Origin of the sequence: Ramlibacter alkalitolerans, assembly GCF_016722765.1 — a bacterium.
Taxonomy (GTDB): domain Bacteria; phylum Pseudomonadota; class Gammaproteobacteria; order Burkholderiales; family Burkholderiaceae_C; genus Ramlibacter; species Ramlibacter alkalitolerans.
Map to the genome: position 1 here is coordinate 13719 of NZ_JAEQND010000019.1, position 19569 is coordinate 33287.

Genomic DNA, 19569 nt, shown 5'->3' on the forward strand with positions numbered 1-19569 from the left:
CGCCAACTGGCGGCACGCGAGGATAGCTGGTATGGGACGCATGTGCTCAAGCGCGCGGCTGCTGCAGGACCACCGCCAGTTGCTCGAGCGTCGGATGTTCGAAGAAGTCGGTGATCTCCATGCGCTGGGGGAATTCGCGCTCGATGGCCTCGTGCATGCGCGCCAGCGTCAGCGAGTTGAGGTTGATTTCCAGCAGGTTCGTCTCGGGCGCGATCTGCTGCCCCGGGGCCAGCGGACGGCAGATCGCCAGCAGGCGGTCGACGATGGAGGACGGTTGCCCGCCGGCTTCGGGCGCGCTGGTGGCGGCCTGGAGCAGCGCCTCCAGCTGCGCCAGGATAGCGGCGAACATGCCCTCCTCGAACGCTTTCACCAGCGCATGGCGCTGGAGCTTGCCGCTGGTGGTCCTGGGCATGCTGCCGACCGGCACCACATGCGCGACGTCGAGCCCGGTGCGCTGGGAGATCGCGCTGCGCAAGGCCAGCGCGGTGGGCACCAGGCTTTCCAGGCTGGCGCGGTGCACCACGAAGATCGCCAGCGCCTCACTGGCATCGGGGCCGGAGCGCACACCGGCCGCCGCCACCCGGTTCGTCTCCAGCCCCTCGACCTGCTCGGCGACCTGTTCGATGTCGCTCGGGTAGTAGTTCTGGCCGTTGACGATGATCAGGTCCTTGGCCCGCCCCGCCACCACGAGCTGGCCGTCGAAGAACAAGCCGAGGTCGCCGGTGTCCATCCACTCGGCGGGCTGCCGCGGCCCGGCCGTTGCGTCCGCGCCGCGGTGATAGCCTGCCGAGACGTTCTCGCCGCGGATCTCGATGGGGCCGAGGTGGCGCTCCGGCAGTGCCGTCCCGGTCGCATCCACGATGCGGACCTCGGTGCCCGGCAAGGCGCGGCCCAGTTGCACGAATTCCACGGCGTCCGGCGCGTTGGGGCCGGCCACCCGCACCGGCGCGCCGGTCTGCAGGCTCGCACGCGACAGCCACACCGTGGCCAGGGGAGCCCCCGGCGCCGGGAAGCTCACGGCCAGGCTGGCTTCGGCGAGTCCATACACGGGGAACAGCGCGTTGGCTTTCAGCCCGTGCGGAGCGAGGGCGGTGACGAAACGCCGGCACAGATCGGCCGAAATGGGTTCGGCGCCGTTGAAGACCAGCCGGACCGCAGAGAGGTCGATCCCGCCGGTTTGCTTGAGCGCGAACTGTCGAAGGTAGTGCTGGTAGCCGAAGTTCGGCGAGCACAGCACGGTCGCGCGGCGCTCGCCGGCCTTTTCCAGCCAGAGCAACGGCCTGCGCGCGAACAGTTCGGTGCGCATGATGGCGTGGCTGATGCCGCAGGCCAGCATGGTCAGGTGAAAGCCGATCAGCCCCATGTCGTGCGACAGCGGCATCCAGCTCAGGGCCACGTCGCGGTCGGTGAACGCGGCCGCTTCGGCGATGGACGCGATGTTGGCCGTGAGATTGCGGTGCGTCAGCAGCACGCCCTTGGGCTCGCCGGTGGAGCCGGAGGAGAACTGGATGAAGGCGAGCGCGTCCGCGCCGGACGCGAACGGCTCGCCGGGCGCCTCCCCGAGCGCGAGGCTGCCCGGCGCGAAGGCCGCAGCCCGCAGCTGTGCGAACGTGCCGTCCAGTCCGTTCGCTGCGGCGTAGGCCTCGAGCCGCTCCAGCGCGGGCAGGTCGATGTAGACGCGCGCCCCGCCCAGTTGCGCAAAGACGCGCAGGAGCTTTTGCCGATGCGCGTCCGTGCTGCCGGGCGCCAGCGGTACCGGGACGATGCCGCCGAGCACGCAGGCCCAGAACATCTCCAGGAAGCGTTCGTTGTCGGCCAGGCACAGGATCATCGTGTCGCCGGGCCGCAGGCCCTGCCGCTGCAGCGCTGCGAGCACGCCGAGCGCGCGCTGCCGCAGCCGCTGGAAACTCAGGACGCGTTGCTCCTTCTCGCCCTCGATCAGGGTGAGGTGGCGGTCTTCGCGGGCGTTGGCGGACAGGAGCGCGGGCAGCGTGTCGAATCGCATGCGGACTAGGTGCGCGCAATGAGCCGCATCCGGACCGGATGCCGCGTGCGCAGGTTGATGTGGAATTCGGGCTCGGCTGGTGCGGTGCCGCAGTATTGCAGCTCGAAGCGCCGCGCCACCATGGCGAGGTGCATGGCCATTTCCGCCATCGCGAAACCGGCGCCTATGCAAAAGCGCGGTCCGGCGGAAAACGGCAGGTAGGCGAAGCGATGGCGCCCCGCCGCCGCTCCGGGCGCGAAGCGCTCGGGCACGAACGCTTCCGGACTCTCCCAATGAGCCGCGCTGCGGTGCAGCAGGTAGGGGCTGATGAAGATGTCCGTGCCGGCCGGCACGGGGTGGCCGCCCAGCGTGTCGTCGCCGACGGCGCGGCGGCTGAACAGCCAGACCGGCGGGTAGAGGCGCAGGGCTTCCTGCAGCACCTGCTCCACGTAGCTGCCCGCCGCCGTCTCGCCCGGCACCGATTCCGCCGCCAGCGGCAGGGCCGATGGTGCGTCCACGGCCGCCTGCAGTTCCCGCTGCACCTGGGGATGCTGCGACAGCAGGTACCAGGTCCAGTTCAGCGTGCTGGCGGTGGTTTCATGGCCGGCGATGATCAGCGTCAGGGCTTCGTCGACCAGGGCGCGCTCGGCCATGGGCGCTTCGCCCCCCTTGTCACGGGCGTGCATCAGCATCGAAAGCCAGTCCGCTTCGCTGCGGCCCTCGTGCCTGCGCGCATCGACGATATCGCGCACGAAGCGGCCCAGGGCCCGGAACCGGGCGGCGAAGCGCAGGTCGCGCACGCTTTCCTCGGCCAGGAAATCGAAGGGGTTGCTGCCCTCGGCCAGGACGAGGCGGTCGAAGTCGACGCTGAACAGCGCGCGCAACACGACCTCGAGGGCGACCGCACTGAGTTCGCGCGTCAGGTCGATGGGCTCGCCGCTGCCTGCGCGCACGGCCCAGCGCGCGACGAGGTCCGCCTGGAGGTCCTGGATCATGGGCGCGAAGGCGCGGTTGGCGCTGCCCTGGAACATCGGCTGCATCCGGTGGCGCTGCCGCGCCCAAGCCTCGCCCTCGCTCACGATCAGGCCGTTGCCGACCAGCATGCGCACCCGCTCCAGGCCGGCGCCCTTCACGTAGTTGGCGCGGTGGGTGAGAAGCACGCGCCGGATGTCGTCGGGATCGTTGATGACCAGGGCATCGACGGGGCGCGTGAGCGATGGCACGCGAAAGGTATTGCCGTACTGCGCCAGCCACTGCAGCAGCAGCGACAGGCTCTCGTCGTTGGCGTCGAGATCGTGGCGCTCGGTCGGGCCGGGCGCCGACAATGCCTGTGCCATACTCCGGAAGTGCCTGCGTGCTCAAGTGCGGTTGCCGGGATTATGCATGGACACACCGGGTAGCGCCCCCCTGCGCATCGTCGTGCTGATCGCCTCCGACTTCGCGCTTGCACCCGAGCGCGAGGCGCGCTGGCTGCGCGATCTGCCTGCAGTCCGCCAGGCAGACATCGCCCGCTGGCCCGACGGCGCTGCGCGGCACCGATCTCTCCTCGGCACTCGCCTGCTGCGCGAAGGGCTGCGCCGCTTCGGCTTCCACGACGCCTCGCTTTCATCCTTGCGCCACGCGCCAACTGGCCGCCCCACGCTGGACCTTCCGCTCGACTTCAGCCTGTCGCACTGCGAGGGGCGCGTGCTCTGCGCCCTGTCCTGCAGCGGACCGATCGGCGTCGACGTCGAACCCATCGGGTCGCTGGTGGCCGCCGATTTTCCGAATTACCTGAGTGCCGCGGAGCGGGCGTGGGCCGGTGGCGATCCGCGCCGCTTCTATTCGATCTGGACCCGCAAGGAGGCCGTCGTGAAGGCGGCGGGCCAGCGCGGCCTGGCCGAGTTGCGGCACGTCGACACGCAAGGCGCGGATGGCGGTGCCACGTTTGCCGGAGTTGCGTGGCAAACCGCTTCAATCCCTATGGGAATCGCCCATGTGGCCCATCTGGCTTGCGGGCCGGGCCGACAATCGTTAGCCTGCGTGACCGTCGAGCATCTTTCCCGAGAACAGGTGGAATGCAATTGACCAGACCCGGCCGTGCCCTCATCCTCGCTGCCGGCCAAGGCAGCCGGCTGCTGCCCCTGACGCAAAACCTTCCCAAGTGCCTGCTCGAACTGGGCGGCCGCAGCATGCTCGAGTGGCAGTTGCGCGCCCTGGCCGAAACCGGCATCGCGGAGGCCGTGGTGGTGACCGGGTTCCGCGACGACCTGGTGCACCATGCGCTGCAGCACATGGCGCCGCCGGGCATCGCCGTGCGCACGCTGTTCAATCCCTTCTACAAGCTGGCCGACAACCTGGCCAGTTGCTGGATGGCGCGCGCCGAGCTCGATCGCCCGTGCCTGGTGCTCAACGGCGACACGCTGTTCGAGCCCGAGATCGCGCGCCGGCTGCTGGCCGCGCCGCCTGCGCCCATCACCGTCACCATCGACCGCAAGCCGCGCTACGACGACGACGACATGAAGGTGCAGACCCAGGGCCAGCGCCTGCGCGCGATCGGCAAGACCTTGCCGCGCGAGGTGGTCGACGGCGAGTCGATCGGCTTCCTGCGCTTCGACGCGGCGGGCGCGGCGCTCTTCGTCGAGGAACTCGAGCGCACCATGCGCACGCCGGAGGGGCCGGGCCTCTGGTACCTGTCGGCGATCCATCGGCTCGCGGGCGCGGGTGCCGAGGTCCGCGTGGCTTCGATCGAAGGCCTGCAATGGGGCGAGCTCGACTTCCCGGCCGACCTGAGCTTCCTGCGGGAACTGGTCGCCGGCTGGCAAGGCACCCGCGCGGAGAGCGGCACGTTCGGCCTGACCGAAGCCGCGGCCTGATCGACCGCAGCGCCGGCGCGTTCAGCCGGTGCTGACGAGTGCGCGCACGAGGTCCAGGTCCGCGGGTTTGTCCACGTCGATGGCCGCGCGGCCGTCGCGCATGGCCACCAGCGCCACCCGCGCGTTGCCTGCCATCGCGCCGAGGCGGGCGACCGCAGCCGTCGACGAAAGCCGGCCGAACCGATAGCGCAAGGCAAAGCTCCATCCCAGGCGCTGCATCAGGCGCAGGGGCTCCTTGCGCGCCGCCTCGAGTTCGCGCCACAGGGCCACCGCGCCGGCGGCCTGCGGCCGGGCGAGCAGGAACAGGTTGCAACCGGAGAAGTCGCCGTCGGCGAAGCGCAACCAGGTGCGCCGGGTGCCGGGCGCAGCCGCCTCCACGGCAGCGCGCCCGGCCAGGGCCGCGACCACGTCGGCATCGGCCGGGCACGCGGCCAGGAACTCGTGGATCCACTCCGGCTGCAGCAGCGCATGGTCAGCGGTGGTGACCAGCAGCGGGGCGCCTTCGCGCGCCAGTGCCGCCGCGACCGTGGCGCTGGGGCCGTCGGCCGTCGGCAGGGTGGCCAGGGGCTTGCCGCAGCTTGCGGGCAGCAGGCCGGCCAGTCCTTCCAGCCGCTGCGGGCTGTCGATCGCAACCAGGATGCGGCCGACCTCGGGCGCAGCCGCGAGCGCGGCGACGACGCGCTCGATCATCGTGCTGCCGCCGATGGCGATCAGCGCCTTGTGGCTGACGCCGGCGTACTCGGCCAGCGGGTCGCCGCCGGGGCGCGTGCCGGCCAGCACCAGGGCGGTGAGGCCGGGCATGTCAGGCCGCGCCGCCGACCAGGCGTTTTTCGTACACGCGGTAGGTCTTGTACGGATCGGCGCCTAGCGCTTCGATGATGTGGCGCATCGGCCGGTTGTCCTCGAGGATCCACGAGAGTTCGACCTTCTGTACGCCCTTGGCGCGCAGCCCCTGGCGCATCGTGTCGATCGCCAGGAAGGGCGCCACCGCGCCGGCGAATTCGCCGCTGATGCTGCGGCTGATCCCCATCAGCGGAACGCGCGCCGTCCGCGTTCCGCGCTTGAGGCGCAGCATCAGCTTGGCCCAGTTGAACGGCAGCAGGCTGCCGCCGAAGTCGGCGATCATCTCGTTGAGGTTCGGCAGCGCGATGCCGAAGCCGACGGGCTTGCCATGCAGTTCGACGATGGCGACGCAGCGGGGATCGATGAACATCTTCAGGCTCTTGGCCATGTGCGCGATCTCCGCCGGCGTGAACGGGATGAAGCCCCAGTTCTGCGACCACGCATCGTTGAAGATGGCCGTGACGGTATCGAACTCCTCCCGGTAGCGGCGGGTGTCCAGGTTGCGCACCGTCAGGGCGGCCGGCTTGCGCGGGCCGATCATGCGCTGCGCGGCCGCCGGCATCTCGTGCTCGATGTCGTAGAGGTAGGCGATCAGGTCCTTCGCCTTGGCGTAACCGAGCGCCTCGACGCGGGGGCCCGCATAGGGAGCGTCGTGCCCCATCAGCATCATCGGCGGCGTGTCGAAGCCGTCGACCAGCAGGCCCGTTTCCTCGTTGATCGACAGGTTGAACGGCCCGAGGATGCGCCGCTTGCCGCGCGCTGCCAGCCAGGCCTCCGCGGCTTCGAACAACGCGGCGAAGACGGCGCTGTCGTCCTCGGCGCAGATCATCCCGAAGTGGCCGACCTCGGGATCGCGCACCAGGCGATCGACCTGGGCGCTGATGCGGCCGACGTCCCGGCCGTCGCGGCGAGCGAGCCAGAACTGCGTCTCGGCGTGGGCGAAATACGGGTTCTTGCGCGGCGAGAAGGCCTCTTGCCGCTCCATCATCAGCGGCGGGACGAAATGGGGATCGCGGGCATGCAGGCGCGCCGGCAACCGGATGAACCGGTCCAGTTCCGCGGAGGTCCGTACCGGGAGGATGTCGATGTCGTTCTTCATGCGGTGGGGCGGGCCTTGGCACCTGCCAGGAAACCGAGCCAGAGGGTGCGCACGGCGTGCCAGGCGAAGGTCAGGCCTTGCCATGCGGTGACGATGTACAGGCCCGCCGGGCCGGCGCCGAGCAGGATCGCGAAGGCCATGATGGTCATCGTGATGTTGCGGCGGGCGATGAAGCTGCGCACCCGGCCATCCAGCGGCGTCGCCGCATGCAGCGCGAATCCGAGGCGCCGCCTGGCCACGCCCAGCACGATGCGGTCTGCCAGGTAGAAGACGATCAGCCAGACGGCCGCCAGGTAGAGCGGGTCGGCCGGCGTCCGGCCGCCCAGGCCCCAGGCCCAGGCGAAATACCAGAACGGGGGATGCACGATGTCGGTGCCGTGGTCCAGCACGTTGCCGATCGCCGAATCGGTGAGCGTGAGGCGCGCGATCTTGCCGTCCACGCTGTCGAGCACGCTCATGCCGTAGGCGCAGAGAAAGCCGGCCAGGAAATCGCCGCGCGCGAACAGCGGCACCGCCAGGATGGTCAGCGCGATGGCCAGCAGCGTGACCGTGTTCGGATGGATGCGCCAGCGCGTGCACAGGCGCACCAGCGGCCACACCAGCGGCGGATAGACCCAGCGCGTGAGCAGGTCGGTCGAGCCCTTGTAGTTGTCCCAGAACATCTGGCGCTCCAGCCGCCGCCTCGCAGGGGCGCCGTCGACGGCATGGATCCAGTACGGCAGCGAGCGGCGCAGCTTGTCGACGTAGGCGGGGAACTCCGCCTCGTCCAGCGGCGCGATCCGCCCCGCCGCCAGCAGGGCGTCGGCGACGGCGCGCAGGTCGGGCGCCTGCGGCGGGATGGCGTCGGCCAGCGCAGGTTCCAGCACCAGGGCGACCGCGCGTTGCGCTGCCTCGCCGCGCGCAGCGACGCAAGGCGCATTGCGGCGCAACAGGAAGCGGATCAGGCGCGGGTCGACCGCGTTGCCGCCGTCCAGCGCCAACAGGGGCCCTGCGGCCAGCGCCCGGCGCAGGCGCGTTCCGAGCGGCGCCGTGTCCGGTTCGTTCGAGGCCCCCGCCCACGGGGGGATGACCCCATCGGCACCCGAGAGCACGACCTCGATGCCGGCTTCGAGCTTGCCCAGGCTGCGCCGGATGCGCTCGATCGTCGGGATGCCGAACAAGGGTGTGGCGTGGGCGGCAGGGGCGGCGTCGATCCAGAGCTTCATACGCGCTCGCAGGCGTGCAGTTGGAGCAGCCCGATCAGGACGAACACGATCGGGGCCGCCAGTGCGATCAACAGCGGCGACCAGCGCGCGCTGGTGCCCAGGGCGGCGATCACGCCGTCGAACAGCAGGTACCCGAGACCGAGCACCAGGGCGGTCGCCATCGCGCGCCCGCCGGTGGTGGAGCGCGGCAGCAGGCAGGCGGTCGGCAGCGCCAGCAGCAGCATCACGAAGATGCCCAGCGGCGCCGTGAAGGAGCGGTAGAAGACCGTCTGGTAATAGCGGTGCGGCAAGGTCCCGGCGCGCGTGCCGGCGATGACTTCGGCCAGCATGGAACTGGACAGGCGCGGGTGGTCGACGTCCAGGCGGAGCACGTCGTCGGGGCGCAGGTTGGTGTCCCATTCGCGCTGCTGCGCGTGTTCGCGCACGACGCGGCCCTCGACGAGGCGCGTCTCCCACACGTCCTCGAGCAGCCAGGCCTTGCCGTTCCAGCGCGCTTGGCGGGCCACGATCCGGCGCGCGATCAATCCGTCCGGGCTGCGCACGTAGAGGCGCACGCCCTTGAGCAGGCGGCCGTCGGGGCTCACGCTGTCCAGCGCGGCGGTGCCGCCCCGGGTGGGCGCCCACAGGCGCGAGGACACGTCGTCCGCTGGCGCGCTGGCGCTCCACCATTCCTTCAGGTCGTTGTCGGCGCCGGGGAGGACCGTTTCCGACAGCGCGAACTGCGCGAGCGCGAGCACGCAACCCAGCGGCAGGAGATAGCCCAGCATGCGCATCACGCCGATGCCGGAGGCGCGCATGCTGGTGATCTCGAGGTTGCGTGCCATCGAATGCAGTGCGAGCAAGGTGCCGATCAGCACCGCCGGCGGCAGCGCCATGACCAGGACGGAAGGCGTGCGCAGCAGGGCGTAGTACAGGATTCCGCGCAGGCCCTGGTCGCGCCGGAGGACGTCCGTCGTCACGTCCAGCAGTTCCAGCACCTGGATCAGCGCGCCGATCGCGAGCAACAGCACCAGGATCTGCGAGCCCACGCGGCGCCGCAGGTACGAGGACATCCCCGGGTTCATGGCGCCACCCGCGCGCGGCGCAGCGGCCGCGCCCGTTCCAGCAGGGTCTCGACCCCGGCGACCGCGCGCGACACCGGGTTGTCGCCCGGCCAGGCCAGGCTGCCGCGGAAGATCCACAGGCTGAGCAGCGCGAACAACAGGTAGGGCGTCCAGACCGCCGCGGCCGCCGGCATGCGCCCGCTTTCCGCCAGGCTCTTGCCGAACTGCAGCGAATGATTGAGCAGCAGCAGCGCCACCGACGCGAAGATGACCCCCGGCGTGCGCCGCCCGCGCTTGGCCGCCATGCCCAAGGGCAGGGCCAGCAGCGGCAGCAAGGGCGGGATCAGGGAACGGGCCAGCCGGCTGTGGAATTCCGCCGCGGCACCCTGCTCGCAGGTCCTGCACATCGTCTGCCAGAGCTCCGCCAGGGTGCGCTCGCTGGCGGCCGCCCCGCGGTCGCGGAACGGCGAGTTCGCGGGCAGGGCTTCCTGGAAATATCCGCTGTCGAAGCGTGTGGTGGTCACTTCGCCGGCATCCGTCGTGCGCATCCGCACGCCCTGCTCCAGTTGCAGCCGCATGCCCTGGCCGTTCAGCGCGGCCTCGAGCCGGCCGCGTTCGGCGGTGGTGATCTCCTCCACCGCGCCATCGCGCCGCGACATGAAGACGCCGCGGAAACTGCGGCCGCCTTCATCCACCGTGTCGGCCCGGAAGCTGAATCCATGGGCGATGTCGATGAAGCGGTTTTCCTCGATGCGCGCGTCCCAGTTGGTCTGCAGCGCCTGGTCCATCCTGACGTGGTAGTCGTAGCGCGCCAGCGGCTGCAGCCGCCCGAACAGGTACAGGTTGAACACGCTCAGCAGCACGGCCAGCACGAAGTAGGGAGCCGCGATCCGCGCGATCGAGCGACCGGTCGACAGCATGACATCGAGTTCGCTGTCGTCGCACATGCGCGCTGCGGCCATGAAGATGGCGGCCGTGAAGGCGACCGGCAGCGCCAGCCCGAGGTAATGCGGGACGAGTTCCGCGGCCATCAGCAGCACGAGCGGCAAGGCCGCGCCGGTGGACGCAGCGATGTCGAACAGCCGCAGCAGGCGGCCGAGCATGGTGGCGACCAGCATGGTCGCCACGCCGGCGATCAGGGGAATGGCGAACAGACGCAGCGCATAGCGGTCGAGCCGGTCGAACGGGCGAAGATGCATCCGCGCCGCGCCCTACCCTGCGAAACGCGCCAGGGCCTCGCGCAGTTTCGAGCCCAGCGCGGCAGCGGTCTGCGCATCGAGCGCGACGGCGGGCTCGAGCGCCGGCGGGCCGGGCCAGCCGGTATCCGGGAAGTCCACGCCTTCGAAGCTGCGGCCGTCCTCATAGCGCGGAAGGATGTGGAAGTGCACGTCGCGGTCCACCATCATCAGCACCAGGTAATTGATGCGCTGGTAGCCGACCACCTCGCGCAGCGCCGCCTCGACGGCGTGCGTCAGGCCGCGGAGTTCGACGAAGGCACGTTCGCTGACATCGCCCAGGGCCTGCACCGGCTCGCGGCACACGAGCACCATGGAGCCCAGCGTCGGCTGCTTCGGCCGCAGCAGCAAGGTCCAGCAGTCCGTCTGCGCAAGACGGCCACCGGGGTCGCCGAATTTGAGTTCTGTCGCATTGGCCATCGGATGTCGATCCTCGCAGTTGCTGGCAGCAGGTCGTCAGAGATCGTTCCTATTCTCGCCTGAGCCGAAGTGCCCGGCACGCGGAAGGGCCAAGGCAAAGCCGCCGTCGGCAACGAAGGCCTGGCCTTCGACGGACCAGCGCCGCACCTCCACATGCACGGAGGGGGCGCCATCGGCAGCACCATCGCGCAGGGACAGGCGATGCCACATCGCACCCTGGTCGCTGGGGTTGGGCAGCGCCGACGAGGACGGCACGCACAGGCAGGGAATCGCGCCGTGGGGGCCCGCGACGGCGTCCAGCCGCGCATCGCGGGCATGGCCATGCAGCACCAGTTCGGCGCCGTGGCGGCGCAGCACGGCGCACAGGTCTTCGCGGTCGGCCAGGGCCTTGCGCCAGCCGATCGCGTCCGCCGCCGGCGGGTGGTGCAGCATGACGATGCGGGTTTGCCCTGAGGCCTGTTCCGCGGCGAGAAGGTCCGCCAGCCGCGCCAGTTGCGCCCGGCCCAGCCGGCCGCGCGCCAGCAACGGGGCCGTCGGCAAGGCCGAATTCAAGCCGATCAGGCTCACCCCCTCGACGCGGTGCACGAAAGGCCAGGTGTGGCCGTTGCGCGTCCAGGGCTCCCACAGGTCCAGGCCCGCGGCCGGCGGCACGCGCACCAGGGCATCGTGGTTGCCCGGCACCACGCTGATGCGCTGCGCCGGCGCCAGCGCCGCGAGCCACGCGGCGGCCTGCCGGAATTCACCGGGCAGCGAGAAGTTCGTGAGGTCGCCGGTGATCAGGATGTGATCGACCGCCTGCGCACGCAGGTCGCGCACCAGCGCATCGAGGATCTCGCTGCGGTGCAGGGCTCGCCGCCGCTGCCAGGACCAGGCACTGAGCTGGCGCTTGGACAGGCGCTGCAGCGGCGACAGCATCGGTTCGAACGGAAGGTGCACGTCCGAGACATGCGCGAAGGTCGTTCCGCTCATCGATAATCACCCGCTGCCTTTTGGACTTTTCACGTTTTCGATCATGCCAAACCTTCATGCGCGATGCGGCGGGCGGCCTCTGTGAGCACCGGTGACGCGGTGCACCCACGCGTGGCGGGTCGCGTCGTCGGCCAGTCCCCCTTGCGTATCTGGGGGCTGACTTCGGAGGCCCGCCTCAAGCGCCAGTTGCAGCGGGCCGGAGCCGATGCGCAAGGGGCCGACGCCGATCGCGTGGTGTTGCTGCGGGCGGACTGGGTCTACGACGAGGCGCTGGTGCGCGGCCTGGCCGCCGCGGCCGGCGATGTCGCCTTGTGTGCGGAGGAAGGCACGGTGGTCGCCCTCGCCGTTGCGGCGGCGGACGCCGAGCCGGCATCGGCGGCCCTGGCGCAGGGACGCGCCCCGGCGGGCGCGCGCGCTCTCTCGCCCATGCAGGTCGCCGACGGCTACAACGACAAGCTGCGCAAACGCGAACCGCCCTACCTCTTGCCGCTGACCGCGGACAACCTGCCGGCGATCGAGCGCCGCACCTTCAGCGGCGCCTACAAGGGCGTGACCGACCTGGTCACGCTGTACGTCTGGCCGCGGCCGGCACGGTATGTCACCGGCCTGTGCGCCCGCTCCGGCATCACGCCCAACCAGGTCACCTTCGCGAGCCTGCTGCTGGTGCTGGCGGCCATGTGGCTGTTCTGGACCGGCCGCTACGGCATGGGCCTGCTGGCGGCCTGGGCCATGACCTTCCTGGACACCGTCGATGGCAAGCTGGCGCGCGTGACGCTGCGTTCCTCGCGCTTCGGCGACATCTTCGACCACTCGATCGACCTGATCCATCCGCCCTTCTGGTGGTGGGCGTGGATCGTCGGCCTGCCGGCCGTGGGCCTGGCGCTGGAGCATCCGGCCCTGTGCCTGTGGGCCATCGTGGCCGGCTATGTGCTGCAGCGCCTGGAAGAAGGCGCCTTCATCGCCTGCTTCGGCATCGAGATGCATGTCTGGGAACGCTTCGACAGCCGCTTCCGCCTGTTCACGGCGCGGCGCAACCCGAACCTGCTGCTGCTGACGGCTTCGTTCCTGTTCGGCCGCCCCGACCTCGGCATCGAGGCCGTGGCCTGGTGGACCGTGCTCTCGCTGCTGGTCCACGCCCTGCGCCTGCTGCAGGCCGGCCTGGCGCGCCGCCGCGGCCCGCTGCGTTCCTGGCTCGCGGCACCGACGTGAACGAGGACCTGCCCGCGCTGGTGGACGCGGAGCTGCGCCGCCCGGTGCCGCCCGCCGTGGCGGCGCTGGCGCAGCGGCTCGCGGCGCGCGCGCGGGGAGGCGCCCTCGCCGTGCTGTTCTACGGGTCGGCCCTGAGGGACGATGCGCTCGACGGCGTGCTCGACTTCTACGTGCTGGTCGAGCGCGCGGACGACTGGCCGCAGTCGCGCACGGCCGCCTGGGCCAACCGCATCCTGCCGCCCAACGTGGGCTACCTGGAAGACCCCGGCGCAGCCGCGAGCGCAAACCGCCGCCTGCGCGCGAAATATGCGGTCATGACGCTGGCGCAGTTTCGCCGGGCCATGTCCGTGCGACGCATCGACACGACGCTCTGGGCCAGGTTCTCCCAGCCCTGCGCGTGCGTGCAGGCCCGCCACGCTGCGGCATTCGAGGCGGTGCGCGAGGCCATCTGCGATGCGATCGTGACCGCAGCGCATTGGGCGGCAGCGCTGGGGCCGCCCGCGGCCGACGCGGCCAGCTACTGGCGCGCCTTGTACCAGCGCACCTATGCGGCAGAGCTGCGCGTCGAATCGTCTGCGCGCGCCGTGGACCTGGTGGGCCGGGACGCTGCGCGCTTCACGCGGCTGCTGCCACTGGCCTGGCGCGCAGCCGGTATCGCTTTCAGCGCCGCCGAGGATCGAATGGTCCCCCTGGTGGGCGCTGCCGAACGCGCGGAGGCCGAAACGCGCTGGCAACGCCGTCGACGGCTGGGCCGGCCGCTGAACCTGTTGCGCCTGCTCAAGGCGGCGCTCACCTTCGAGAACGCCACCGACTATGTCGCCTGGAAGGTGGAGCGCCACAGCGGCCTGCGCATCGAGCCGACCGCGTTCCAGCGGCGCCATCCGCTGCTGGCCGCGCCGGCCCTGTACTGGCGCCTGCGCAGGCTCGGCGTGCTGCGCTGAAAACCCGGGACACCGCCATGCACCTGCCGACCTGCCTGCGCCGCCCCGTCGTGACCGCCCTCGGCCTGCTGGCGCCCTTCGCCACCGCGCCCGCTGCGCCGGCCGCAGACCCGGGTGCCGCACCGGCGCAGGCGGTTCACGTCGCCGCCGAAGCCGCCGCCAGCGCCAGGACCTATCCCACCGCCATCGCGCGCTCCTTCACCTTCAACTACCTGATGCAGCGGGGCGGCCTGCGCGGCAGCTGCGAACTGAGCTGGGCCCGCACGGGCGGCAAGTACGAGGCGCGCCTGAAGGGCACGGTGGCCGGCTTCACGGTGCTGGACTGGGCGAGCAGCGGCGGCTTCGATGCGGCGGGCGTCGCGCCCAGCCTGTACGTCGAACATCGCCTGGGCAAGTCCGACCGGGACGTGCGCTTTCGCAAGGCCGAATCGCGCATCGTCTTCTCCGGCACGCGCAGCAGCGACATTCCCTTCGTCGCCGGCGTGCAGGACCGGGTGAGCTGGCTGGTCCAGCTGCCGGCGATCCTCGCCGCCGATCCGGCCAAGGGCCGCGCCGGAACCCGCGTCGCGCTGTACGTCGTCGGCACGCGCGGCCGCGCCGGCGACTGGGTCTTCCAGTCGGAAGGCCGCGAGACCATCAAGACGCCGATGGGCACCCTGCACACGGTGAAGTGGACCCGCCAGGCCGGCAAGGGGGACGACCTGGAGGCCGAGGTCTGGCTGGACGTCGAGCGCCACTACCTGCCGGTGCGCATCCGCCTGACCTTGGCCGGCTCGGAAGCGGCGCTGGACATGACGCTGGCCGACGCCAGTCCTTAGGGCCTGGCCGCCCGCAGGCGGCAAATGCAGAACCGTTTGCGGGGGTTTGCCGTGGCCGGTATGCTCCATCACCCCCAGATTCCCTTGCCCGCCTCGTGGACGCCACTTCACTTCCCGGTCACTACGGCACTGCACGCGCGAGCTTCGGCGCGAAGGACTTCGGCTGGCGCGACCAGGCCCACGGCCTCGTCGCCGACCTGTTCGAGCGCTCCCCCGCCATCTACTGGACGGATTTCCTCCTGAGCAGCCTGACCGGCTGGGCCTTGACGGCGGTGTACTTCCGCGCGCAGCCGTTCAGCGCCCTGCAGGTCGCGGCGTTCCTGCTCGCCAGCCTGCTGTTCTTCCGGGCCGGCACCTTCATCCACGAGATCGTGCACATGCCGCGAGACCAGATGGTGGGGTTCAAGCGCGCGTGGAACCTGCTCCTGGGCATTCCTTTCCTGATGCCGTGGGTGATGTACAGCAACCACGTCGAGCACCACAACCACCGCCGCTTCGGCACGCCGGGCGATGGGGAGTACCTGCCGCTCGGAGCCTCGCCCACCACCGAGATCTTCAAGTACCTGGCGCAGGCGCCGCTGCTGCCCCTGTTCATGCTGCTGCGGTTCGGCGTCCTCGGCCCGCTGTCCTGGTTCCATGCGAAGCTGCGCCACTGGGTGCTGACGCGCGCGTCCGCGGCCGTCTCCAACCCCTACTACAGCGAACCCTTTCCGAAGCGGCTGGCGGGGCACCTGCAGCTGATGGAGGTGCTGTGCCTGCTGTACCTGCTCACGCTGGGCCTGCTGGTGTGGCGCGACGTGATCACCCTGTCCCAGGTGGGCATGGGCTACCTGCTGCTGGCGTTCACGCTGGGCCTGAACTGGGTGCGCAACCTGGCGGCGCACCGCTACGTCAACGACGGCACGCAGATGGACCACGCGAGCCAGGTCGCGGAGTCCATCAACATCACGGGCCAGACCTGGCTGACCGTCGCCCTCTTCCCGGTGGGCCTGCGCTACCACGCGCTGCACCACCTGTTCCCCGCGCTGCCGTACCACAACCTGGACGAGGCGCACCGCCGCCTGATGCAACACCTGCCGGCCGATGGTTCGTACCGCGCCACCAACCGCGACAGCTTCTTCGCCGCCGTCGGCGAGCTGTGGCGGTCCGCGCGTGCAACGGCCCCCGAGGCGTCGGCGATGCGCGCGTGGCTGCCGCGCTCTGGTCGATCTTGAACGCGCGCCTGGGCGCCGTGCCCGATCCCGCAGCAGCCGGCGTCGAAGGCGCCTCGCTGCCGCCCTGCCTGATCGTCAACCCGCTGAGTTTCCGCGCCTCGCGCGGACTGGCGCAAGAGGCGTGCGAACTGGCGCGCGCACGCGGGGCCGAGGTCGTCTCCATCGACAGTCCAGCGGCGCTGAGCGCCGCGGTCGAAACCATCCTGGCGCGGCGCCAGCGCAAGGTCATGGTGCTGGCGGGCGACGGCACGGTGCGCGCGGTGGTCGAACAGCTCGCCGCCCTGCCCGCCGGCGCCTGGATCCCCGATCTCCTCGTTCTCCCGGGCGGCCGCACCAACCTCATCGCGAACGACCTGATTCCCGGCGCCGCGGCGCTCGACCTGCTGCGGCGCGCGCTGGCCCCGGCGCATCGCTGGGACGCGAGCATCGCCGAACGCTTCACCTTGTGCATCGAGCAGGATGGCGCGCCGGCGCGGCACGGGTTCTGGGTCGGGGCGGCGCTGATCGACAGCGTGATCCGGCGCACCCACGAACATCGCGCCGGCGGTACCGGTGCCCTGAGGACGGGGCACCTGAGCACCGTCGCTGCCTTGCTCGGGCTCGCATCGAAGGCGCTGCGCGGACGCTCCGGCCTCACTGCCCCGCGGCTGCGCGTGCGCGCCGGCGCCGCGGGCGTGCTGATGGAAGGCCCGGTCAGCCTCCTGGTCGCCACGACGCTGCACCATCGCAAGGGCCTGTTCGATCCTTACGTCTCGCGCGCCGCGGACGACCTGCGGCTGACCGCCGTGTCGCGCCACGCCGACCGCTTCTGGGCCTGCCTGCCGCGCCTGTTGACCGGGCGTTTTTCTCCGGCGATGGATCCCGCCCACGGCTACGTCAGCGGCAGCTTCGCGCGCGTCGAGATCACCGGCGTGGCCGGCTACTCGCTCGACGGCGAGGCCTATGACGCCGATCCGCAAAGACCCTTGATCCTGCGGCGCGGCACGCGCCTGCGCTTCGTCGTCGCATGAGTCCCTCATCCGCGCCGAAGGCCACGAGCACCGCGCAGGCGCGCGGCGCACTGCCCATGGTGCGTGCCTTCGTCCAGGCCTACCCGGGCCGCAGCGCAGCGGCCTTCGTGGCCGTCTTCATCGCCGGCCTGATGGACGGACTCGGCATGTCGATGCTGCTGTCGATGCTGACGCTCACCACCTCGGGTGCCGGGCACAAGGCGTCCCTGCCGGAGCAGGTCGCGACCCGCATCGCCACCTTCCTCGGACTGCAGCCGACGGCGCCGGTGCTGCTGGCGCTGGCCATCCTGCTGATCGCGCTGAAGGCGGTGTTGACGCTGCTGGCCAACAAGCAGGTGGGCTACGCGGTGGCGCACATCGCCACCGACCTGCGCCTGGCCGCGATCCGCAGCGTGATGGCGGCGCGCTGGAGCTACTACCTGAAGCAGTCGGCGGGCCGCCTGTCGAACGCGATCGCGACCGAGGCGCAGCGGGCCTCCGAAGCCTTCCAGTACAGCGCCGAGATGGCGGCGATGCTGCTGAACTCGCTGATCTATCTCGGGATCGCGCTGTCGATCTCCTGGCGGGCGGGCCTGGCCGCGGGCATCGCCGGCGGGCTGCTGCTCGCCGTGCTGCACGTGCTCATTCGCACTTCCCGGCATGCGGGCCAGCACCAGACCCGCTTGCTGACCTCGCTGCTGTCTGCCACCGCGGCCCTGCTGGCGGCCGCCAAGCCGCTCAAGGCCATGGCCCGCGAGGACCACGTGGATGCACTGCTGTCCGACCAGATGAAGCAGTTGCGGCGGGCCCTGCGCAAGCAGGTCGTCAGCCGCGAGGCCTTGAGTGCCTGGCAGGAACCGCTGCTGGCGATCATGGTCGGCATCGGCTTCTTCCTCAGCCTCGTGGTGCTGCAGATGCCGCTCGCCGCCGTGCTGGTGATGCTGTTCCTGCTGGCCCGGGTGGTGAGCTATCTGTCGAAAAGCCAGCGTTCCTACCAGCAGATCGTGGTGCGCGAGAGCGCCTACTGGTCCCTCATGGACAGCATCGCGGCGGCGCGGGCGGAAGTCGAGCCGGAGGGCGGAACGCAGACCGTGCAGCTGTCCGCGGAGATCCGCTTCGATGCCGTGCGCTTCCGCCATGCCGACGGCCGGCTGGTGCTGGACGACGCCTCGTTCGCCATCGCCGCCCGCGAGCTGACCGTCATCGTCGGCCCCTCCGGCGCCGGCAAGACCACCCTGCTCGACCTGGTCGTGGGCCTGCACCGGCCCGAGGCCGGGACCATTTCCATCGACGGGGTGCCGCTGCACGAACTGTCGATCCGCGAATGGCGGCGCCAGATCGGCTACGTGCCGCAGGACACCGTCCTGGTGAACGACTCCATCGCCTACAACCTGGCCTTCGGCGAAGAAGGTCTCGCCGAAGCGGACCTGCGCGAGGCGCTGCAGGCGGCCAACGCGCTCGAGTTCGTCGACGCCCTGCCGGACGGCTTGCGCACCCTCGTCGGCGAGGGCGGCTGCCGGCTCTCCGGCGGCCAGCGGCAACGCCTGGCCATTGCCCGCGCGCTGGTGCACAAGCCGCGGCTGCTGCTGCTCGACGAGGCGACCAGCAGCCTCGATGCGCAGGCGCAGGCGGCCGTCATCGAGACGGTGCAGCGCCTCAAGGGCAGCCTGACCATCCTCGCCGTCACCCACCAGGAGCGGATGATCGCCGCGGCCGACCGCATCTACCGGCTGGCCGGCGCGCAGGTGAGCGCCGATCCCGCAGCCGGCCAGCCGAAAAGATCCCTGCAGGCATGACGCCGGCGCAGGAAGCACCCGACCTGGGGCGCCGGCTGCGGCGTGCACGGCGCCGGATGCTGTTCCTGGGCCTGCGGGCGCTGCTGCGCGTGATCGGCTTCGGCGGCATCGGCGTCGTGGGCAGCGTGGCCGGAGCCCTGCAATTCCACTTTGCGCGGCGCCAACGCAGGCGCATCGAGCATGACATGGCGCTGGCGCTGGGGCGGCCGCCCGGCGATCCGGCCGTGCGCGCGCTGTTGCGCGAAGCCTATCGCGTCAACAACACCGCCGTGCTCGAAACCCTGGCGATGTTCGATCGCCATCTCGACGAGCAGCAACTGGGCGAGCGCTGCGAGATCGCAGGCCTCGACGAGCTTCGCAGCGCGATGGCGGCCGGCCGCGGCGCCATCCTGCTGGCCACGCATGCGGGCAATGCGGCGCTGCTGCCGGTGAAGCTGGCGCACGCGGGCTGGGCGGTCAGCGTCGTCTATCGCGAGGCGCGGATGATGTCCGCGGGCTTCCTGCAGGCCGGCCTGGAGCGCTACGGCATCGAAGGCATCCTGGCGAACACCGGCCTGCGCGCCTATGGCCAGATGCTGGCCGCGCTGAAGCAGGGCCGCATCGTCTTCCTCATGATGGACCAGGGCGTGCGCGCGCCCAGGGACGGACTGCCCGTGCGCTTCCTCGGCAAGGAGGCCGCCATGCCGGCCGGCCCTTCGCAGCTCGCACGGGCGGCGCGGGCGCCGCTGCTCCCCGTGGTGACGACGGCGGCCAGGCCGCTCTGGCACTTCACCATCCGGCCGCCGGTCACGCTGGGACAGGGCCCGATCGAATCGGATGTCGAAACGCTGGCCCGGCTGACCGAGCGGCAGATCCTCGACTACCCGCATCTCTGGAGCTGGCACCAAAGGCGGTGGCGCAAGATTGCCCCGGGCCCGGTGCATCCGTAGGGCAACGCCAGGCGGCGAAG

The 19569-nt window shown here is 70.9% G+C and carries 18 protein-coding genes; 9 read left to right on the forward strand and 9 right to left on the reverse strand.

The features are described from left to right. Positions 1-46 precede the first annotated feature (46 nt). Together JI746_RS25555 and JI746_RS25560 are read right to left on the reverse strand one after the other, a co-directional pair. The gene (locus JI746_RS25555) at positions 47-2005 is read right to left on the reverse strand and encodes a non-ribosomal peptide synthetase (protein WP_201693145.1); all 1959 of its coding nucleotides are present in this window, start codon (positions 2003-2005) and stop codon (positions 47-49) included. 5 nt (positions 2006-2010) lie between these two features. Then, positions 2011-3321: a cytochrome P450 gene (locus JI746_RS25560; RefSeq protein ID WP_201693146.1), complete on the reverse strand. Its 1311-nt coding sequence runs from the start codon at positions 3319-3321 to the stop codon at positions 2011-2013. 46 nt (positions 3322-3367) lie between these two features. On the opposite strand from JI746_RS25560, the gene JI746_RS25565 reads away from it, so the two are divergent. Together JI746_RS25565 and JI746_RS25570 are read left to right on the forward strand one after the other, a co-directional pair. Continuing rightward, the gene (locus tag JI746_RS25565; RefSeq protein WP_201693147.1) at positions 3368-4051 is read left to right on the forward strand and encodes a 4'-phosphopantetheinyl transferase family protein; all 684 of its coding nucleotides are present in this window, start codon (positions 3368-3370) and stop codon (positions 4049-4051) included. Further along, on the forward strand, positions 4042-4839 hold the full coding sequence (locus tag JI746_RS25570) for a phosphocholine cytidylyltransferase family protein (protein ID WP_236600137.1): 798 nt from the start codon (positions 4042-4044) through the stop codon (positions 4837-4839). Before JI746_RS25565 ends, JI746_RS25570 begins: the two co-directional genes overlap by 10 nt. Positions 4840-4860: 21 nt before the next feature. Here JI746_RS25570 and JI746_RS25575 read toward each other — a convergent pair whose 3' ends face one another. The 7 genes from JI746_RS25575 to JI746_RS25605 are packed head-to-tail and all read right to left on the reverse strand — an operon-like array spanning position 4861 to position 11653. Then, entirely contained in the window at positions 4861-5640 is a 780-nt protein-coding gene (locus JI746_RS25575; protein WP_201693148.1) for a nucleotidyltransferase family protein, read from the reverse strand. A gap of 1 nt (position 5641) precedes the next feature. Continuing rightward, complete coding sequence (locus JI746_RS25580) at positions 5642-6781, reverse strand: dATP pyrophosphohydrolase (protein WP_201693149.1); 1140 nt, start codon at positions 6779-6781, stop codon at positions 5642-5644. Beyond that, on the reverse strand, positions 6778-7986 hold the full coding sequence (locus JI746_RS25585) for a CDP-alcohol phosphatidyltransferase family protein (protein ID WP_201693150.1): 1209 nt from the start codon (positions 7984-7986) through the stop codon (positions 6778-6780). The genes JI746_RS25580 and JI746_RS25585 overlap by 4 nt, the downstream gene beginning before the upstream one ends. Next, positions 7983-9038 (reverse strand): LptF/LptG family permease, encoded by a 1056-nt coding sequence (locus tag JI746_RS25590; protein ID WP_201693151.1) that lies wholly within the window; start codon positions 9036-9038, stop codon positions 7983-7985. Before JI746_RS25590 ends, JI746_RS25585 begins: the two co-directional genes overlap by 4 nt. An 8-nt stretch (positions 9039-9046) precedes the next feature. Next, positions 9047-10228, reverse strand: a complete 1182-nt coding sequence (locus JI746_RS25595) for an LptF/LptG family permease (protein ID WP_201693152.1) — start codon at positions 10226-10228, stop codon at positions 9047-9049. 12 nt (positions 10229-10240) lie between these two features. Continuing rightward, a complete protein-coding gene (locus tag JI746_RS25600) occupies positions 10241-10684 on the reverse strand; it encodes an HIT family protein (RefSeq protein ID WP_201693153.1) in 444 nt (147 codons plus the stop codon). A gap of 36 nt (positions 10685-10720) precedes the next feature. Continuing rightward, entirely contained in the window at positions 10721-11653 is a 933-nt protein-coding gene (locus JI746_RS25605; protein ID WP_201693154.1) for a metallophosphoesterase family protein, read from the reverse strand. Positions 11654-11734: 81 nt separating this feature from the next. Between JI746_RS25605 and JI746_RS25610 the strand changes: the two genes are divergently transcribed. The 7 genes from JI746_RS25610 to JI746_RS25640 all read left to right on the forward strand — a co-directional run bounded on the left by JI746_RS25610 (position 11735) and on the right by JI746_RS25640 (position 19549). After that, the gene (locus JI746_RS25610) at positions 11735-12862 is read left to right on the forward strand and encodes a CDP-alcohol phosphatidyltransferase family protein (RefSeq protein ID WP_330893079.1); all 1128 of its coding nucleotides are present in this window, start codon (positions 11735-11737) and stop codon (positions 12860-12862) included. After that, positions 12859-13803: a hypothetical protein gene (locus JI746_RS25615; protein ID WP_201693156.1), complete on the forward strand. Its 945-nt coding sequence runs from the start codon at positions 12859-12861 to the stop codon at positions 13801-13803. The genes JI746_RS25610 and JI746_RS25615 overlap by 4 nt, the downstream gene beginning before the upstream one ends. Before the next feature lie 17 nt (positions 13804-13820). Beyond that, positions 13821-14621, forward strand: coding sequence for a DUF3108 domain-containing protein (locus tag JI746_RS25620; protein ID WP_201693157.1), 801 nt, complete (start codon positions 13821-13823; stop codon positions 14619-14621). A 95-nt stretch (positions 14622-14716) separates the two neighbouring features. Continuing rightward, a complete protein-coding gene (locus tag JI746_RS25625) occupies positions 14717-15835 on the forward strand; it encodes a fatty acid desaturase family protein (protein WP_201693158.1) in 1119 nt (372 codons plus the stop codon). Beyond that, on the forward strand, positions 15808-16845 hold the full coding sequence (locus tag JI746_RS25630; RefSeq protein ID WP_201693159.1) for a diacylglycerol kinase family protein: 1038 nt from the start codon (positions 15808-15810) through the stop codon (positions 16843-16845). Before JI746_RS25625 ends, JI746_RS25630 begins: the two co-directional genes overlap by 28 nt. Continuing rightward, entirely contained in the window at positions 16842-18620 is a 1779-nt protein-coding gene (locus tag JI746_RS25635) for an ABC transporter ATP-binding protein (protein WP_201693160.1), read from the forward strand. Before JI746_RS25630 ends, JI746_RS25635 begins: the two co-directional genes overlap by 4 nt. Then, positions 18617-19549, forward strand: a complete 933-nt coding sequence (locus JI746_RS25640) for a lysophospholipid acyltransferase family protein (RefSeq protein ID WP_201693161.1) — start codon at positions 18617-18619, stop codon at positions 19547-19549. Before JI746_RS25635 ends, JI746_RS25640 begins: the two co-directional genes overlap by 4 nt. Positions 19550-19569: the final 20 nt, after the last annotated feature.

What these genes read in the sequence shown, in the direction of transcription:
- JI746_RS25585 (WP_201693150.1), bottom strand. Translation starts at nt 7,986, where the DNA reads ATGAAGCTCTGGATCGACGCCGCCCCTGCCGCCCACGCCACACCCTTG.
- JI746_RS25595 (WP_201693152.1), bottom strand. Translation starts at nt 10,228, where the DNA reads ATGCATCTTCGCCCGTTCGACCGGCTCGACCGCTATGCGCTGCGTCTG.
- JI746_RS25635 (WP_201693160.1), top strand. Translation starts at nt 16,842, where the DNA reads ATGAGTCCCTCATCCGCGCCGAAGGCCACGAGCACCGCGCAGGCGCGC.
- JI746_RS25555 (WP_201693145.1), bottom strand. Translation starts at nt 2,005, where the DNA reads ATGCGATTCGACACGCTGCCCGCGCTCCTGTCCGCCAACGCCCGCGAA.
- JI746_RS25565 (WP_201693147.1), top strand. Translation starts at nt 3,368, where the DNA reads ATGGACACACCGGGTAGCGCCCCCCTGCGCATCGTCGTGCTGATCGCC.
- JI746_RS25575 (WP_201693148.1), bottom strand. Translation starts at nt 5,640, where the DNA reads ATGCCCGGCCTCACCGCCCTGGTGCTGGCCGGCACGCGCCCCGGCGGC.
- JI746_RS25600 (WP_201693153.1), bottom strand. Translation starts at nt 10,684, where the DNA reads ATGGCCAATGCGACAGAACTCAAATTCGGCGACCCCGGTGGCCGTCTT.
- JI746_RS25560 (WP_201693146.1), bottom strand. Translation starts at nt 3,321, where the DNA reads ATGGCACAGGCATTGTCGGCGCCCGGCCCGACCGAGCGCCACGATCTC.
- JI746_RS25605 (WP_201693154.1), bottom strand. Translation starts at nt 11,653, where the DNA reads ATGAGCGGAACGACCTTCGCGCATGTCTCGGACGTGCACCTTCCGTTC.
- JI746_RS25620 (WP_201693157.1), top strand. Translation starts at nt 13,821, where the DNA reads ATGCACCTGCCGACCTGCCTGCGCCGCCCCGTCGTGACCGCCCTCGGC.
- JI746_RS25570 (WP_236600137.1), top strand. Translation starts at nt 4,042, where the DNA reads ATGCAATTGACCAGACCCGGCCGTGCCCTCATCCTCGCTGCCGGCCAA.
- JI746_RS25580 (WP_201693149.1), bottom strand. Translation starts at nt 6,781, where the DNA reads ATGAAGAACGACATCGACATCCTCCCGGTACGGACCTCCGCGGAACTG.
- JI746_RS25640 (WP_201693161.1), top strand. Translation starts at nt 18,617, where the DNA reads ATGACGCCGGCGCAGGAAGCACCCGACCTGGGGCGCCGGCTGCGGCGT.
- JI746_RS25590 (WP_201693151.1), bottom strand. Translation starts at nt 9,038, where the DNA reads ATGTCCTCGTACCTGCGGCGCCGCGTGGGCTCGCAGATCCTGGTGCTG.